This is a genomic window from Mesorhizobium sp. B4-1-3, assembly GCF_006439355.1.
Lineage (GTDB): Bacteria > Pseudomonadota > Alphaproteobacteria > Rhizobiales > Rhizobiaceae > Mesorhizobium.
Map to the genome: position 1 here is coordinate 156920 of NZ_VFTG01000006.1, position 15972 is coordinate 172891.

At 63.6% G+C, this 15972-nt stretch carries 16 protein-coding genes; 11 read left to right on the forward strand and 5 right to left on the reverse strand.

All coding sequences use genetic code 11. The annotated features are described in order from the left end of the window. Positions 1–279: 279 nt before the first annotated feature. A complete protein-coding gene (locus tag FJW06_RS10880) occupies positions 280–1308 on the reverse strand; it encodes a LacI family DNA-binding transcriptional regulator (RefSeq protein WP_140751406.1) in 1029 nt (342 codons plus the stop codon). A 268-nt stretch (positions 1309–1576) separates the two neighbouring features. Then, positions 1577–2803, reverse strand: a complete 1227-nt coding sequence (locus tag FJW06_RS10885; protein WP_140751408.1) for an MFS transporter — start codon at positions 2801–2803, stop codon at positions 1577–1579. Between the two features lie 154 nt (positions 2804–2957). Between FJW06_RS10885 and FJW06_RS10890 the strand changes: the two genes are divergently transcribed. After that, positions 2958–3245: a DUF3175 domain-containing protein gene (locus tag FJW06_RS10890; protein ID WP_073985318.1), complete on the forward strand. Its 288-nt coding sequence runs from the start codon at positions 2958–2960 to the stop codon at positions 3243–3245. Positions 3246–3262: 17 nt separating this feature from the next. Here the strand turns inward: FJW06_RS10890 and FJW06_RS10895 are convergent, their stop codons facing one another. Together FJW06_RS10895 and FJW06_RS10900 are read right to left on the reverse strand one after the other, a co-directional pair. Further along, positions 3263–4039, reverse strand: a complete 777-nt coding sequence (locus FJW06_RS10895) for a FadR/GntR family transcriptional regulator (RefSeq protein WP_140751410.1) — start codon at positions 4037–4039, stop codon at positions 3263–3265. Between the two features lie 101 nt (positions 4040–4140). Then, complete coding sequence (locus FJW06_RS10900; RefSeq protein WP_140751412.1) at positions 4141–5037, reverse strand: NAD(P)-dependent oxidoreductase; 897 nt, start codon at positions 5035–5037, stop codon at positions 4141–4143. A gap of 147 nt (positions 5038–5184) precedes the next feature. Between FJW06_RS10900 and FJW06_RS10905 the strand changes: the two genes are divergently transcribed. Beyond that, a complete protein-coding gene (locus FJW06_RS10905) occupies positions 5185–6123 on the forward strand; it encodes an NAD(P)-dependent oxidoreductase (protein WP_140751414.1) in 939 nt (312 codons plus the stop codon). 96 nt (positions 6124–6219) lie between these two features. Here FJW06_RS10905 and FJW06_RS10910 read toward each other — a convergent pair whose 3' ends face one another. Next, positions 6220–7209 carry a sugar-binding protein gene (locus FJW06_RS10910; RefSeq protein ID WP_140751416.1) on the reverse strand — a complete coding sequence of 330 codons (990 nt, stop codon included), beginning with the start codon at positions 7207–7209 and terminating at the stop codon, positions 6220–6222. A gap of 452 nt (positions 7210–7661) precedes the next feature. Between FJW06_RS10910 and FJW06_RS10915 the strand changes: the two genes are divergently transcribed. The 9 genes from FJW06_RS10915 to FJW06_RS10955 all read left to right on the forward strand — a co-directional run bounded on the left by FJW06_RS10915 (position 7662) and on the right by FJW06_RS10955 (position 15864). Next, entirely contained in the window at positions 7662–8405 is a 744-nt protein-coding gene (locus FJW06_RS10915; RefSeq protein WP_140751418.1) for an ATP-binding cassette domain-containing protein, read from the forward strand. Positions 8406–8461: 56 nt separating this feature from the next. Further along, positions 8462–9460: an ABC transporter permease gene (locus tag FJW06_RS10920; protein ID WP_140751420.1), complete on the forward strand. Its 999-nt coding sequence runs from the start codon at positions 8462–8464 to the stop codon at positions 9458–9460. Positions 9461–9605: 145 nt separating this feature from the next. Further along, positions 9606–10433, forward strand: coding sequence for an AraC family transcriptional regulator (locus tag FJW06_RS10925; protein ID WP_140751422.1), 828 nt, complete (start codon positions 9606–9608; stop codon positions 10431–10433). Positions 10434–10799: 366 nt separating this feature from the next. After that, the gene (locus FJW06_RS10930) at positions 10800–11243 is read left to right on the forward strand and encodes an SRPBCC family protein (RefSeq protein ID WP_140751424.1); all 444 of its coding nucleotides are present in this window, start codon (positions 10800–10802) and stop codon (positions 11241–11243) included. A gap of 12 nt (positions 11244–11255) precedes the next feature. After that, positions 11256–12050 carry an FAD binding domain-containing protein gene (locus FJW06_RS10935; RefSeq protein WP_140751426.1) on the forward strand — a complete coding sequence of 265 codons (795 nt, stop codon included), beginning with the start codon at positions 11256–11258 and terminating at the stop codon, positions 12048–12050. 56 nt (positions 12051–12106) lie between these two features. Further along, a complete protein-coding gene (locus tag FJW06_RS10940; RefSeq protein WP_140751428.1) occupies positions 12107–12589 on the forward strand; it encodes a (2Fe-2S)-binding protein in 483 nt (160 codons plus the stop codon). A gap of 12 nt (positions 12590–12601) precedes the next feature. Further along, positions 12602–13969, forward strand: a complete 1368-nt coding sequence (locus FJW06_RS30790) for a xanthine dehydrogenase family protein molybdopterin-binding subunit (RefSeq protein WP_140751430.1) — start codon at positions 12602–12604, stop codon at positions 13967–13969. A 1-nt stretch (position 13970) separates the two neighbouring features. Further along, positions 13971–14975 carry a molybdopterin cofactor-binding domain-containing protein gene (locus tag FJW06_RS30795; RefSeq protein ID WP_140751432.1) on the forward strand — a complete coding sequence of 335 codons (1005 nt, stop codon included), beginning with the start codon at positions 13971–13973 and terminating at the stop codon, positions 14973–14975. A gap of 7 nt (positions 14976–14982) precedes the next feature. Continuing rightward, positions 14983–15864: a MoxR family ATPase gene (locus tag FJW06_RS10955; protein WP_140751434.1), complete on the forward strand. Its 882-nt coding sequence runs from the start codon at positions 14983–14985 to the stop codon at positions 15862–15864. Positions 15865–15972 lie beyond the last annotated feature (108 nt).

A 15972-nucleotide genomic window follows, 5' to 3' on the forward strand; every position in this document is an offset into this window, starting at 1 on the left:
CGAGATGCTTGCCGGGCGATATGGATCGCCCGCCTTCTCCCTCTTCCCTCGCCTTCCAGGGACATTCAGAAAACTATCATGTTATACATAAGAAACAAGCATCAGCTGTAGCTTATGTATAAAAAACAGGCTTCTGAAGCCCCGGATGTTGATTTTACAGACAAATGGTAGCGCTACCATGGAGAGCTGTAAAGCGCCGCTTTTCGTCATTTTTTCGTGTTCAGAAAAACCCTTCCAGGAATGGTGCAGAGCGGTTCGCTCGTCGTTTCCGCTGCAGCTCTAACGCGCGGTGCTCTCGCGTCGCATGAGCTCGAAACCGAGGTCGACGATCCGCTGTTCCGGCCGGTTCCCGGCGATCGCCGCCAGCGCCATGGCGACGGCGCGCGTGCCGATTTCATAGCGATGCGTACGCACGCTGGTAATCGAAGGAAACGACACCTGCATCATGTCCAGATCGTTGAAGCCGGCAATGCCGATCTGCTTGGGCACGTCGATGGAAGCGCGATGGCATTCGAACAGAACGCCGAGCGCGATATCGTCATTGTTGCAGAACACGCCGTCCAGCGTCGGCATCTTGGCCAGCGCGTCGCGGAACAGCTCGCGTCCGAGGCTCACGCTTGACGGAACCGGCGTCGTGGTGATCAGGCGCTGATCGAACAGGCCGGCGGCTTCCATGGCGGCGCGGTAGCCGGCAAGGCGCCGCTGCGAGCGCGGATCCATTCGCGCACCGATGAAGCCGATCTTGCGGTACCCGGCTTCAAGGAGATGCTCGGCGGCCGTCCTGCCGCCATCGAAATGCGAGAAGCCGACCATCATGTCGACCGGGTCCGGCCCGGTCTCCATCACTTGCACCACCGGGCAGCCGGCATTTTCCAGCAACCGCCGCGCGCTTGGCGTCTGGTCGATGCCGGCAACGATCAGCGCCGCCGGGCGTTGCGATCCGAAGACCTGCAACAGCCGCTCTTCCTCGAGGCCCGAATAATGGGTATTGCCGATCTGGATGCGGAATGGACTGTCGGAGAGGCTGTCGTAGATGCCGCGCACCACCTCGGCGAAGACGTTGTTGGTGAGCGATGGAACCAGCACACCGAACACCTCGGCGCGCGCCGAGGCAAGCGCACGGGCGTTCGGGTCGGGCACGTAGCCGAGTTCGGCGACGGCCGCCTGGATCTGCCGGCGAAGGTCCTCCGACACCCGTCCCGGCTCACGCAGCGCGCGCGACACCGTGATCGCGCCGACACCGGCCTTGCGCGCCACATCGGCGATGGTCGGACGGCCGCCGCCGCGACGGGAGCGCGGCTTGCTCAAGGGCGAGCCTCCTGCGGCAAATCCCACCCGCTGCGCGCCTGCAATGCCATTGACCCTGGTGTCGCCATCTCGCAGGCCTGTACCGCGTTCATCAAAGCATGTCTCCCGAAAGGGGACCGGTTTCGGGACAAAGACATGCGTAGAATCAAGAGCCTAAAGCGCAAAGAGCGAATCTGAAAGATCGCGACGCGCTTTAGCCTTGGCGTCGCGCAGCCGCGATTTGTTGTCAAGCTGAAGCGTCTTCCTGGAAAGCGCCGGCACGAGCCAGTCAGGCCGTGACGACGCCGCTGCGCCTTGCCTTCCAGAACACCAGAACCATCACCAGGATGTTGAGCAGGTTCCAGGCAATCCCGTTCAGGAAGGCGGCCGAATAGGAACCAGTGAGGTCATAGATCCAACCCGACATCCAGCCACCGATAGCCATGCCGAAAATAGTCGCCATGATGACGATACCCACGCGTTGGCCGGCTTCTTTGGCCGGCATGTATTCCCGCACGATGATCGCATAGCAAGGCACGATGCCGCCTTGCGACAGGCCAAACACCAGCGAGACGACGTAGAGCGAGGCGAGCCCGTCGAAAGGAATGTAAAAGAACAGCGACAGGCATTGCAGCACCGAACCGATCAGCAAGGTCTTCACCCCGCCGATCCGATCTGCGACGAAGCCGGAAGCGAGGCGGCTGACGACGCCGGCGGCCATCATGATCGAAAGCATGTCCGCGCCATGCGCGACGCCATAGCCAAGGTCCATGCAATAGGCGACGATATGCACCTGCGGCATCGACATCGCCACGCAGCAGCCCAGACCGGCTACCACCAGCAGCATCTGAAGTGCCGCCGGCGACAATGCAATCGGCTGGACCGGGCGCGTGCCCGGCGAGCCTGCCACAACCACCGGAGCACGACGGCGCAGCATCAGAACCAGCGGCACCATCGTCACCAGGCACGCGATGCCGATCGCCAGATAGGTGAAGCGCCAGCCCTCCGCCCTCATCATCGGCGGTATGATCGCCGGCCAGACCGTTCCGGCGAGATAGCTGCCGGACGCGGCCGCAGCCACCGCAACGCCGCGCCGACGATTGAACCAATGGGAGATGTCGGCGATCAACGGTCCGAAAATCGCGGACGTCCCCAACCCGATCAGCAAGCCTTGAGCGAGCGTGAATTGCAGGATCGAACCGGAGAGCGACGCCAGCAGGAAGCCGGCAGCGAGCGCCGTCGAGGAAACAAGCGCCGGGATCCAGTAACCGACACGATCGATGGCGCGCCCGACCAGCACATTGCCGGCCGCGAAGCCGACCATGGTCGCGGTGTAAGGCATCGAGGCCGCGGCGCGATCGACGCCGAACTCGGCCTGGACCGCCGGCAGAACCACGACCACCGCCCACATGCCGACGCCCCCTATGGTCGCCAACAATACGGAAATGGCCAACCTCGTCCAGGCATAGCTGCTGTCTATGCCTGGGAGCGCTGCATTGCTGGAGATCGTCGTCAAGGCGTTCCTGTCCGCTGTTCTCGAAGTCGGCGGTTCGGCCTCCACTATCGGTGCATTTGCCGAGCCGAGCAGCGCCAGGACGCACAATTCGGTGACTCCAGAGCCTGGAACCCGTCTCAACTCCTGGAGTTTTGCCTTGAGGAAGGAGTTCGCCATGACCGCCAAAAAGAAATGGTCGGCCGACGTGACCGAGCACAGCGATGCGCTGGATCTGGAGGAGCACGTGTTCGAATCCGACGACGCCAAGAAGATCGCCGCCTCGCTCAAGCGCTCGGCCGAGCACAGCGACCGCCGCAAGGCCGAGCCGTTCCAATCCGCTATGTCGATGTTGAATTTCTACATCAACCGCGCCGGCAGGAACCTGCCCGAAGAGCGCAAGAGGGTGCTGGAAAAGGCCAAGGACGAGCTGCGCGTCGCCTTCGGCCGCGAGAAGCAGGATTAAGTTCTGCCTGGCAGGCTCTAACGCGACTGGATCACGTCGTCGGTATTGGCCAGCAGTTTGCGGACCGCGTTGCGCGCCGCATCCGGCCTTTTCAGGCGGATATTCCTCTCGATCGCCTCGTGCAGCTTCTGGGCATGCTGCAGGTCGTCGAGCTCGCGCGTGGTGTATGTAAAGAGATGGTCGAAGGCAGATTCGATCAGCACGCCGAGCGGGACCAAGAGGTCGTTGCCCGACGCTCTCAGGATGGCGAGATGGAAGCGCGTGTCGGCGCGGGTTCGCTCCTGCAGATTGGTGGCCTCGCCCATCTCGCGGCAGGCTTGACTGATCTCGGCCATCTGCTCGTCGGTGCGCCGCATCGCCGCGAAGGCCGTCGCCTCCGGCTCGATGATGTGGCGGAACTCCTGCACCGTCCTCAGGAAGACCTCGCGATCCGGCGACGTCGCGTACCAGGACAGCACGTCGCGGTCGAGCAGGTTCCAGCGTTCCTTCGGCTCGACCCAACTGCCGATCTTCGGCCGCGACGCCAGAAGGCTCTTGGCCATCAGCATCTTGATCGCCTCGCGCACCGCGGAGCGGCTGACGTCGAACGTCTCCGACCATTTCGCCTCATTGGGCAGGATGGTGCCCGGTGGATAGTCACCGCGCACGATCCGAAGCCCGATCTCGCTGGCCAGAGAGGTATGCACGCTGGCGCCCGGGATGCGTGGCGCATCGGCCCGGCGGACGCCGGCCCGACGCTCCGCGGCCGCCGTCTTCGTCGGCCTTTTTTCGTTGTTCGGCTTCGCGTCCCGCATAGGTCCACAAAATCCCGTTTTCAGGGGCTGTCAAGCATGGCAAGCCCGCTTTGCCAAAACCTGCCGAGATGTGCACAGTTCAACGGGCATTTGTTGTCGCCTCAGGTCGTTTTGACGTATTTGCGCCAACCGTGCTCGGGCCGGAAGCCAAGCACCTCGCGCGCCTTGCGGTTCGAAAGCAGCGTCTCATATTCCCCGAGTTCGGCCTTGACCGGCACGTCCGGATAGAAGCGCTTCAACAGCTCCGCCGTCGGCAGGTCCGACGAGGTATCGTCATTGGCCGCGTTGAAGACCTGGTAGCCTAGGCCGTCCTTCTCGATGGCGCGCAAGGTGATCTGGCCGAGATCGCGCGCGTCGATGTAGCTCCAGGCAATGCGCTTGCGGAAGCCCGGATCGGCGAACCATTTCGGGAACAGCGAATATTCGTGCGGCTCGATGACGTTGCCGATGCGCAGCGCATAGATGTCGGCGCCGCTGCGCAGCGCGAAGGCCCGCGCCGTCTTCTCGTTGACGATCTTGGACAGCGCGTAAGAGTCCATCGGGTCGACGTCATAGTCCTCGTCGAGCGGGAAATGGGTGGGGTTGCGCGGCTCGTTGGCGAAGACCAGACCATACGTCGTCTCGCTGGAAGCGATGATAACCTTGCGTATGCCGAGCTTCACCGCCGCCTCGATGACATTGTAGGTGCCCATCGCGTTGATGCGGAATACCTCGTTGTCCGGCGTGATCATGATGCGCGGGATCGCCGCGAAATGCACCACGGCGTCGACCGGCTGGGCCCTCAGCGACGGGTCGAACTCGTGCAGGCCCATATAGCTCGACAGCGCGTTGAACACCTGCCCGCTGTCGGTGATATCGGTGATCAGCGTGCGCACCTTCGGATTGTCGAGCGGCTTGGTGTCGATGTTGAGCACCTGGCAGCCATGTTCGACCAGATACTGAACGACATGCCGGCCTGCCTTGCCGCTGCCGCCGGTGAACATGATCCGCTTCGTCATTTTGCTCTCCACAAGGCTCGGGAATTATGTGTATTGTCAGACAATATTGTATTCCGCAATCGCTTGCCAACCGCGATCCGCGGAAACCTTCTCGACAATCGCCCCCGCGCGGGCGCTCATCACCATGAAAGACAGGGAAGAGACGACATGACCACCACCGCTGCCCGCGAGAACATCGGCTTCATCGGGCTGGGCCTGATGGGGCACGGCATCGCCAAGAACATCGTCGACAAGAGCTATCCGCTCACCTTCCTCGGCCGCAAGAACCGCAAGCCCGCGGAAGACCTGGCTGGCCGCGGCGCCAAGGAGGTTGCAACGTCCAGGGAGGTGGCAGCGGCATCCGACATCGTCTTCATCTGCGTCACCGGCTCGCGCGAGGTGGAAGCGATCATCCGCGGTCCCGGCGGGCTGAAGGAAGGCTTGAAGCAAGGTTCGGTGGTTGTCGACTGCTCGACCTCCGATCCGGTCTCGACCGTGGCGCTCGCCGCCGAACTCAAAGCGCTCGGCGTCGACTATGTCGATGCCCCGCTCAGCCGCACGCCGAAGGAGGCCTGGGAAGGCACGCTCGATGCCATGGTCGGCGCGCCGGACGCGGTGTTCGCCAGGTTGAAGCCGGTGATCGAGACCTGGGCCGGCCGCATCGTCCATATCGGCGACACCGGCGACGGCCATCGCATGAAGCTGCTCAACAACTTCGTCTCACTCGGCTACGCCGCGATCTATTCCGAGGCTCTGGCGCTGGCGCAGAAGGTTGGCATCTCGCCGGCGCGCTTCGACAGCGTCATCCGCAACGGCCGCATGGATTGCGGCTTCTACCAGACCTTCATGCGCTGGACCTTGGAGGGCGACCGCGACGCGCACAAGTTCACCATCGCCAATGCCTTCAAGGACCTGACCTATCTGGAATCGATGGCGGGCGCGGCCGGCATTGCCAACCCGCTCGGCAACGCCACCAAGAATTCCTTCGCCACGGCCTTCGCCACCGGTCCTGCGGAACAGTATGTGCCGATGCTTGCCACCCATATCGGCAAGCTCAATGGCGTCGACCTGATGCCTTCGAAGGACGGCGTAAAGCAGAAGATTTGAGAGCCCCTAATCCCGTTCGATCAAGAGCTGAGGTCAGAAGAAATCGGGGCGCCTCGCGGCGCCCCCTTTTTTGATGGCTCCGGATGCAGCCGATACCTATCTCTGGATGCAGGTGTCGGCCGTTTCTTTGGTGCATTCGTCGAGGCCGGTGAAGACCGGATCGTCGACCTTCTTGCCGCCGATGAGGTCGAGCATCACTGCCGGTGCCTTGTAGCCCATCTCGAAAGGCCTCTGGCCGACCAGCGCGGTCACCAGGCCTTCCTTGGCGATCGCTACCTCGTCGCCGATCGTGTCGGCGGCGCCGATGACGAACTCGTTCTTGGCGATCTTGTCGGCCATCGGCTTGAACAGGTCGCGATAAGGCTGCGGCGCGCCGAACAGCGGCCAGCCACCCATGATGCCGAAGGCGTCGAGCTTCGGATTGGCGGCTAGGATGTCGGTCATCGCCTGCACGCCCTTGGCGCCGTCGTCATTGGTGAACACCGGGCAGCCGGGGGCCTCGGTCCAGCCGCCTTCGCCGGCAAGTGCGGCGAGGCCTTCCTTGCCCGACAACGCATCGCGCATGCCTTGCGCGCGGCGCAGGATGTTGTCGGCCGCAGGATTGCCTTCGATGGTGCAGATCGTGCCGCCATTCGGCTTGGCCTTCTTGATGTACTCGCCGATCTTCTTGCCCATCAAGTAGTTGTCGGTGCCGAGATAGGTCTTGCGCAGCGCCGCGTCTTCCTTGGCAAGGTCAGCGTCGACCGTCATGATCGGGATCGACGGATTGGCGCTCTTGATCGTCTGCGCGATCAGCGGCGCGTTCGACGGCGAGATCGCCATCGCGGCCGTGTCGGGCTTGCTCAGCATGTCTTGCACGATCTGCGCTTCGCCGGCCTCGTCCGAGGTCGATGCCGGGCCGGTGTAGAAGCATTCATATTCCGAGCTGGCGTTCTCCTTGTTCCACTTTTCGCAGCCCTGATGGATGGCTTCGAAGAATGGATTGTCGAGACCTTTCACGACGATGACGAGCTGTTTCTTGGCCAAAGCCGGCCCGGCGCCCAATGCCATGGCGGCGACGGCGGCAAGCAAAAGTGTTTTCCTCATATCAGTCCTCCCTTGAACAAACGGACACCGCGTGCCCGCCACACCGATCAGACCGGATGCGCAGGAACGATGGAGAGCATCTTCCCAATGCTCGTGTCCCGGGCCAGGCTGATAAGCATTTGCCGATCCGTTTGCCCCAACACTGGCGCGCCCGAATCCTTGATCGTCAAACCATTTGCCCCGATCCGCCATATGCGCGCTCGATGGGCAAATTATTCCTCCAAGGCTAGCTAATATCGGCTTTTCGCTAACGGTCAATTCCTATTTGTCCTACAAAACAGATTTTTTGTCGAGTCTCGAAATTAATCGTCAGACAATTGATTGACGGCTTTGCCGGCTTTTGCCTAAATGCATCTGCCGCGCCGATCGTGAGGAGATGGACGGGCGGGACGTAAGTGGCGCCGGCGAGCTCGGCGGAAGGCTGCGTCAACAAATGGGGAGGCTTAAGGCTGGTGTCGGTTCTCGAACTCGCCAACATCTCGAAGCATTTCGGCGCCATCCAGGCGGTCAACGACGTCTCGTTCTCGCTGGAGGCCGGCGAGGTCGTCGGCCTGATGGGCGACAACGGCGCCGGCAAGTCGACGCTGGTGAAGATGATCGCCGGCAATTTCCGGCCGAGCCACGGCACCATCCATCTGGAGGGCAAGGAGCTTGTCATGCACAAGCCCGCGGACGCCCGCCAGAACGGCATCGAGATCGTCCACCAGGACCTTGCGTTGTGCAACAACCTGACGGCCGCGGCAAACGTCTATCTCGGCCGCGAGCTGCGCCGCGGCATCGGCCCGTTCCGCATCCTCGACTATGCGGCGATGTACAAGCGCGCCGGCCAGCTCTTCGCCGAGCTGAAATCCGAGACGCGGCCGCGCGACCTGGTCAAGCAGATGTCGGGCGGCCAGCGTCAGGCGGTGGCGATTGCCCGCACCATGCTGTCGCAGGCCAAGATCGTGCTGATGGATGAGCCGACGGCGGCGATCTCGGTCAGGCAGGTGGCCGAGGTACTCAACCTCATCCGCCATCTGCGCGACCAGGGCATCGCCGTTGTGCTGATCAGCCACCGCATGCCCGACGTGTTTGACGTCGCCGACCGCGTCATCGTCATGCGGCGCGGCCGCAAGGTCGCCGACAAGAAGATCGCTTCGAGCTCACCCGAGGAAGTCACCGGGCTGATCACCGGCGCCATCGAACAGGTGGCATGACTCACGGATTTGAACGGGTGGCGTGACGCACGATTCCACCTCAGGAAAGGTCGATAATGGCAGTCACCCTTGACCAGACGATCGCACAGAAGCAGCATACCTTCCTGTCGCGGCTCTTTGCCAACCAGACTTTCTGGGTGGTGATCGCGGTCATCCTCGCCTGCCTGTTCCTGTCCTTCGCCACCGATTCCTTCGCGACGTCGAAGAACCTCTTCAACATCACGCGCAACGTCACCTTCGTCGCCATCGTCGCGCTCGGCATGACGTTCGTCATCATCACCGGCGGCATCGACCTGTCGGTCGGCTCGGTGCTGTGCCTGTGCTCCATGGTGCTCGCCGTCACCATGCATGCCGGCTATTCGATCGAGATCGGCATCCTGGCCACGATCGTCACCGCCCTCGCCATCGGCGCCTTCAATGGCGTGCTCATCGCCTATCTCGGCTTCCCCCCCTTCGTGGTGACGCTCGGCATGCTCTCGGTGGCCCGCAGCCTTGCCATGGTCGCTTCGAACAACACCGTGGTCTTCCAATTCGGGCCGGACCACCAGAAACTTCTGGCGCTGGGCGGCGGCGCCTGGGTCTTCGGCATCGCCAATCCGGTTCTCTACATGATCGTCCTGGCGCTGATCACCGGCTTCATCCTGCGCTGGACCAAGTTCGGCCGGCACATTTTCGCTATCGGCGGCAATGAGCACGCGGCGACGCTGACAGGCGTTCCCGTCAAGCAGATCAAGGTCGCAGTCTACATGATCTCAGCGCTATCGGCCGGGCTCGCCGGCATCATCCAGACCGGCTGGCTGGGTGCGGTCACCACCAATCTCGGCACCGGCATGGAGCTGCAGGTCATCGCCGCCACTGTCATCGGCGGCGCCAATCTCGCCGGCGGCGTCGGCACCGCGCTCGGCGCCATCGTCGGCGCCGCTCTCATCGAGGTGATCCGCAACAGCTTGGGCCTGCTTGGCATCAACGCCTTCTGGCAAGGCACCTTCATCGGCGGCGCGATCATCCTGGCGGTGCTGTTCGACCGCATCCGCAACTTCCGGCGCAGCGACTAGCTCCTATCGCCCAGTCTGAAAATCGGTCCGGACGGGCGACGCGAGACTGCCATCATTCCTGCCTGCCTTGACGCGACCGCACCCCGGCCGCACTATTCTATGGCAGGCGAAGGGAGGCCAGTCGCCTGCGGGAGGAACGATACCCATGACGGACGCGATCAGGCTCTATTGGGGCCGGTTCGGACATGTTTCCGTGCTGAATGTCGCTAACGACTTCGTCACCCATGCCCATGGCGAGGCGCATCTCATCATCTGGTTGGAAGGCACGGCAGGCGAAATGACCATCGGCCGCGAAACGGTGCGGCTTGGGCCCGGCACCGCGGCCGGCATCAATTCGTTCCAGCCACACAGCCATGCGCTCTCCCGCGACGGCAAGCCTGGCCTTTTCCTGGCCTTCTACATCGACCCGGATTGGGCGCGCCAGCGACGCGACCTCCCTTCGTCGGCGCCGCTTTTCACGCAAGCCGCGATCACACTGGAGCCCTGGCTGCACCAGGCGGCGGCGAACCTGCTCGATCACCTCACCGACAATGAGAGCATCGACGACGTCGCCAGTTACGAGATCGAGCGTTTCATCGACAGCGTGCTCGATGCGGCGGATGCTTCGGCGCCGCAGATAGCCCGCGCCCGCATCAACACGATGCTCGACTTCCGCGTCCGCAAGGCGATCCAGCTGATGAAGGCCAATGTCTGCGAGCGCATCTCCTTCGACGATGTGGCTCGTTCGGTCGGGCTCTCCCGGCCGCATTTCTTCGCGCTGTTCAAGGAACAGACCAACCTGACGCCGAACGTCTACTGGAACACGCTACGCATGGAGGAAGCCGTGCGGCAACTACAGTGGTCGCAGGAACCGTTGATCTCGGTCGCCTGCAATCTCGGCTTCACCACCCAAGGCAATTTCTCGCGCTTCTTCCGCGACCATGTCGGCGTGCCGCCGACGCTCTACCGCGAAGCCGCGAGAGCGACAGCCTAAGGCGCGTTGAGATTCAGGTCAGGCCGAGCCGGAATCGAAGACGGGCGCGAAGCGACCAAACTGGATAGTTCCGAGAACTGGAGCAGAGCGTACTTTAAGAGCAATTCCAGGAAAAGTGTGAGCGGTTTTCCGTCCGGAATTGCGTAAAAACAAAGATATAGAGCGTTTCGCCGTTTCCGTGAAACGGTGAAAAGCTCTAGCTACGTGAGCACCGGCAGCGCAGGAAGCCGTCATTTGCAGGCCGGCATCACCTGAACATCAATGCGCCTGTTTTTCCGACTGGTTGATAGGCACTCAAGACGCATTGATAAGCGCCGGCCCGTCGGCCGCCCTAGCCTGTTCCCGATCTTTGCAAGGGAACCAGTCATGGCGAAAGTCACCATTTCCAGCGTCATCGACGCGCCGGTCGAGCAGGTCTGGGCGCGCATCCGCGACTTCAACGGCCTGCCGAGCTGGCACCCGCGCATGGTGGAAAGCCATATCGAGGACGGCAAGGACGCCACCACGATCGGCTGCGTGCGTAATTTCAAACTGGTCAGCGGCGCGACGCTGCGTGAAAAACTGCTCGACTTCTCCGACGAGAATTTCCTGGTCAGCTATTCGATCCTCGATACGCCTCAGCCGCTCACCAATCACAAGGCGACGCTGCAATTGCGCCGCGTCACCGACGGCAACCGCACCTATGCGGAATGGACGGCGAGCTTCGACGCCGCGCCTGAGGAAGCCGACAAGCTGGCCGAGGGCATGGGCGCCAACGTCTTCCAGGGCGGCTTCAACGCCCTGAAGGCCCATTTCGCCGGGCAGAGCTGACGGGAGCGCGCCATGACGCTTGCGCTGCAGACTTTTTCGAGCGTGAAGGACGCCAACGCCGCCCTGCTGGCAGCGGGCGCACGCTACATTGGCGGCGGCACGCTTGTCGTCCGCGCGGCCAATGAAGGCGACATTTCCGTCTCCAGCCTTGTCCGCGTCACCGATCCCGGCCTGTCGCGGATCGCGGTTTCCGGCGGCAAGGTCCGGCTCGGCGCTTCGGTCACCATGGCCGCGATCGCCCGCCAGCCCGAGCTCGCCACGCTTGCACCGGCCGCGCGTGCCGTCGGCGGGCCGGCGATCCGCAACATGGCGACCGTCGGCGGCAATCTGTTCGCCCCTGCCCCTTACGGCGATTTCGCCGTGGCGCTGCTGGCGCTGGACGCGACCGTCGTCACCGGAGACAGCGAGATGCCGATCGAGACTTTTCTGGCCGGCCGCGACACCAGCCGCGCCGTCGTCACCGCTGTCGGCTTCTCATTGCCCAGGGCGGAGAGCTTCCGCTTCCTGAAAGTGTCGCGTGTCAAGCCGAAGGGGGTGTCGGTGCTGAGCATCGCAGCACTTCTGCAGCGCGCGGCGGACGGCACCGTGACCGCAGCGCGGATCGCGCTTGGCTGCATGGCCGACCGGCCGATACGCGCCAGGAGCGCGGAGAAGGCGCTGCTAGGCTGCAAGCTCACGCCTCAGGAAATCGCGCCAGCGCTTGCCGCGGCGAGCCAAGGCATTGCGCCGATCACCGACCCGATCGCCAGCGCCTGGTATCGCGCCGAGGTCCTGCCGGTCCATCTCGGCCGGCTGTTGTCGAATTAATCCGTTGGAACGCGCGTCTGTCCGACCGATCCGGGCAGGCGCGCAAGGGAGGAAGAATGGCGAAGGTCCCGGTTCAATTCACGCTCAACGGCTCCGAAAAGGCCGAATTCATCGAGAGCGGCACGACGCTGCTCCACGCGCTCAGGGACAAGATCGGTGACACGTCGCCCAAGGGCGGCTGTCACCAGGGTACCTGCGGCGCCTGCTCGGTCATCATCGACGGCGAATTGCGGCTCTCCTGCCTGACGCTGGCCGAGACCTGCAGCGGCGCCGACATCAAGACGACCGCCGGTCTCGCCGAAGGTGGCGTGCTGCATCCGCTGCAGCGCGCCTTCCTCGATGCCTTCGCCACGCAATGCGGCTTCTGCACACCGGGCATGATCATGGCGGCAAAAGTGCTTCTCGACCGAACGCCGAACCCCAGCCGCGAGGACGTGGTCGAGGCGCTGTCCGGCAACATCTGCCGCTGCACCGGCTACGAGCCGATCGTCCAGGCGGTGCTGACGGCCGCGCGTGCCAATTCGCAGAACGCCGCCTGAGGGAAACGAGCCATGGAACTGCGCAGGGACTATTTCGCCGATGTCCGCAAGGATGGCCTGCACGAGATCGGCCAGCCACGGCCGCGCCTCGATTCGCCCGGACACGTCACCGGCAAGACCGCCTATTTCGCCGACCGCAACTTCCCGGGCATGCTGCATCTGAAGATGGTGCGCAGCCCGCACCACCATGCCCGCATCCGCTCGATCGACACGTCCGAAGCGGAAAAGCATCCAGGCGTCGTGCGCGTGCTGACCGCCAAGGACGTGCCGCACAATGTCTACACCATCCTGATCCTGATCCAGATCGGGCCCGAGGACGAAACCGTGCTCGCTGACGGCAAGGTGCGCTGGAAGGGCGAGGCAGTCGTGGCGGTGCTGGCCGAGACCGAGCGTGCCGCGCAGGAAGCCGCCGCCAAGGTCAAGGTGGACTACGAGGTGCTGCCGGCCGTCTTCGACATGGAAGAAGCGCTGAAGCCCGGCGCACCTTTGGTCAACGAGTACCACGGCCAGAACTATTATCTCTACGACAGCGGCGAATGCCGGAAGGTGCGCTTCGGCGATGTCGAGGCCGGCTTTGCCAAGGCCGATCACATCCTCGAACAGTCCTACCAGTCCTCGCCAATAGAGCACGCGCCGACCGAGACCACAGGCTGTGTCGTGGCGCCCGAGGGCAATGACCGCTTCACCTGCTACACCAACACGCAGGCTATGTTCTTCACCCTCGACAACACCTCGATCATCCTCCAGATGCCAGGCAACAAATTGCATTTCGTCGGCGGCACGGTCGGCGGCGGCTTCGGCGGCAAGGTCGACGTCATCGTCGAGCCGATCGCCATCCTTGGCGCCAAGCTGACCGGCCGTCCGGTTTCCTTCATCTACAGCCGCGAGGAGGAGATGCAGATCTCTTCGCCGCGGGCGGCCGAAAAGGTCGTCATCAAGGACGGCGTGATGAAGGATGGCCGCATCGTCGCGCGCAAGGTGACCGGCTACACCGATGCCGGCGCCTATTCGCGCCACTCGCCTTATGGCGCGCAGAAAGGTGCTGGGCATTATCCCGGCCCTTACACCGTCCCGAATGTCTGGATCGATACTTATTGCGTCTACACCAACCGCACCCCTTCGTCGGCCATGCGCGGCTTCGGCGTCACCATCGGCGACTTCGCGCTCGAGGTGCAGATGGACAAGCTGGCGCGCCTGATCGGCATGGACCCGCTCGAATTCCGCTTCATCAACGCCTATCGCGACGGCGACATGAAGGCGCATCGCCAGCCGACTGAGGGTGCCGCGCTGATCGAATGCATGCAGGAAGCCTCGCGCGCCGCCAACTGGCCGGTGGCGGAAAAATATATGGCTATGTCCTCCTACAGGAAGGGAGCCTGAGATGGCGATCCGGCGTGGACGCGGCGTTGCCGCGATCAACTATCCGACCGGCATGAACCTCGGCGGCGACCCCACCCAGGCGCTGGTGCACTCGACGCCGACCGGCAACTTCATGGTCACGCTCTCCAGCGTCGATCTTGGCCAAGGCATGAAGCAGATCATGGCGCAGATCTGCGCCGAGATGATCGGCGTGCCGACCGACCGCGTCATCATCGACACCGCCGACACCGACACCGGCCCGCACTGCATGGGCACCTTCGCCTCGCGCGGCACGCATCGCGCCGGCAACGCCGTCATCCAGGCCGCCAAAGAAGCCCGCCAGGTCATGCTGGAAGTGGCGGCCGAGGAGCTGGAGGTGAACGCCTCCGACCTCGAGACCGACGGCCAAGGCAACATCCAGGTGAAAGGCGCCCCGCAGAAATCGATCTCGATCTTCGACGTCGCGCTGTCGGCGCATTTCAAGCGCGGCCGCTCGATCTCCGGCCGCGGCATGTTCCTGATCCCGCGCTCCTATCCGGAGAAGGAGACCGGCGCAATGAAGCCGTCGACCTGCTACGCCCATGCCTGCACCGTGGCCGAGGTCGAGGTCGACGACGAGACCGGCGAAGTGACCGTGCTTACGGTGAAGAACGTCTTCGAGATCGGCCGCGCGCTGAACCCGAAGATGGTCGAGCAGCAGCTGGTCGGCGGCTCCTGGATGGGCATCAGCCACGCGCTCTACGAGACGACCGAGCCCTACTATCCGAACCGCGACCATGGCGGCACCGATTTCAACCAATATCTGATGCCGGGTCCAGGCGATCTGGCCGAGACCGAGATCATCGTGCTCGAGCGTCCGTCCGCCGACGGACCGTTCGGCGCCAAGGGACCGGGCGAGATGTGCGCCAACCCGCAGATCCCGGCCGTCGCCAATGCTGTCTTCGACGCCGTCGGCGTGCGCATCGACACGCTGCCGATCACGCCCGAGCGCATCCTGCGCGCGCTGAAGGCGCAGGCCGCGGGCTGAGGGGAAGATGGCAAACCCCGACGCCGTTGCGGTCGCGGCTTCGCCGGAGACGATAGCCGAGCGCCTTGCCGCCTCGCGCTATCTGGCCGACGACAGCCTCGCCACCGCGATCTTTCTGGCGATCCGGCTCGGCAAACCGCTGCTGCTCGAAGGCGCGCCCGGCGTCGGTAAGACCGAAGCCGCCAAAGCGGTCGCCGAATTGCTCGGCCGCGAACTGGTGCGGCTGCAGTGCTATGAAGGCATCGATGCCGGGCATGCGCTTTACGAGTGGAACTACCAGCGGCAATTGCTCGCCATCCGCCATGCTGGCGAGCACGAGATCGACATCTATGACGACCGCTTCCTGATCGCGCGGCCGCTGCTGCAGGTGCTGCGGGCGCCTGAGCGGCGTGTGCTGCTGGTCGACGAGATCGACCGCTCGGATCACGAGTTCGAGGCGCTGCTGCTCGAATTTCTTTCCGACTTCCAGATAAGCATCCCGGAACGCGGCACAATCCGCGCCGCCACGCAGCCGATCGTCATCCTCACCTCCAACCGCACCCGCGAGCTGGCCGAGGCGCTGCGCCGGCGCTGCGTCTACCATTGGATCGGCTATCCCGAAGCCCGGCGCGAGGCCGAGATCATCATGCTGCGCTCGGGCGATGTCGCCGAGGCGACCGCGCGTGCGGTGGCGAACGCCGTGCAGGAAATCCGCGCGCGGCCTCTCGCCAAGCCACCGGGCATCGCCGAGGCGGTCGAATGGGCGAACGCCGCCACCATCCTCGAAAAAGGCGGCAGCCCATGGCCGGAGGCCTTCCGGCGGGCCATCGGCGTGCTGATCAAGGACGAGGAGGATTTGTCGGCGATCGCACCGGAGCTCGGAAGGATCGTCGGGGAGGCGCTGGCGTAATGGGCGACCCAAACAGTCCCTTCTCCCCGTTTACGGGGAGAAGGTGCCCCGAAGGGGCGGATGAGGGGCAGCGCCACACTGGGCAGAAGGTAGCGCCGCCCCTCACCT

Excerpts from the sequence above, each read along its gene's own strand:
- FJW06_RS10890 (WP_073985318.1), top strand. The coding sequence starts at position 2,958 with ATGACCGCCAAAAAGAAATGGTCGGCCGACGTGACCGAGCACAGCGAT.
- FJW06_RS10895 (WP_140751410.1), bottom strand. The coding sequence starts at position 4,039 with ATGCGGGACGCGAAGCCGAACAACGAAAAAAGGCCGACGAAGACGGCG.
- FJW06_RS10900 (WP_140751412.1), bottom strand. The coding sequence starts at position 5,037 with ATGACGAAGCGGATCATGTTCACCGGCGGCAGCGGCAAGGCAGGCCGG.
- FJW06_RS10905 (WP_140751414.1), top strand. The coding sequence starts at position 5,185 with ATGACCACCACCGCTGCCCGCGAGAACATCGGCTTCATCGGGCTGGGC.
- FJW06_RS10910 (WP_140751416.1), bottom strand. The coding sequence starts at position 7,209 with ATGAGGAAAACACTTTTGCTTGCCGCCGTCGCCGCCATGGCATTGGGC.
- FJW06_RS10920 (WP_140751420.1), top strand. The coding sequence starts at position 8,462 with ATGGCAGTCACCCTTGACCAGACGATCGCACAGAAGCAGCATACCTTC.
- FJW06_RS10925 (WP_140751422.1), top strand. The coding sequence starts at position 9,606 with ATGACGGACGCGATCAGGCTCTATTGGGGCCGGTTCGGACATGTTTCC.
- FJW06_RS10930 (WP_140751424.1), top strand. The coding sequence starts at position 10,800 with ATGGCGAAAGTCACCATTTCCAGCGTCATCGACGCGCCGGTCGAGCAG.
- FJW06_RS10935 (WP_140751426.1), top strand. The coding sequence starts at position 11,256 with ATGACGCTTGCGCTGCAGACTTTTTCGAGCGTGAAGGACGCCAACGCC.
- FJW06_RS10940 (WP_140751428.1), top strand. The coding sequence starts at position 12,107 with ATGGCGAAGGTCCCGGTTCAATTCACGCTCAACGGCTCCGAAAAGGCC.
- FJW06_RS30790 (WP_140751430.1), top strand. The coding sequence starts at position 12,602 with ATGGAACTGCGCAGGGACTATTTCGCCGATGTCCGCAAGGATGGCCTG.
- FJW06_RS30795 (WP_140751432.1), top strand. The coding sequence starts at position 13,971 with ATGGCGATCCGGCGTGGACGCGGCGTTGCCGCGATCAACTATCCGACC.
- FJW06_RS10955 (WP_140751434.1), top strand. The coding sequence starts at position 14,983 with ATGGCAAACCCCGACGCCGTTGCGGTCGCGGCTTCGCCGGAGACGATA.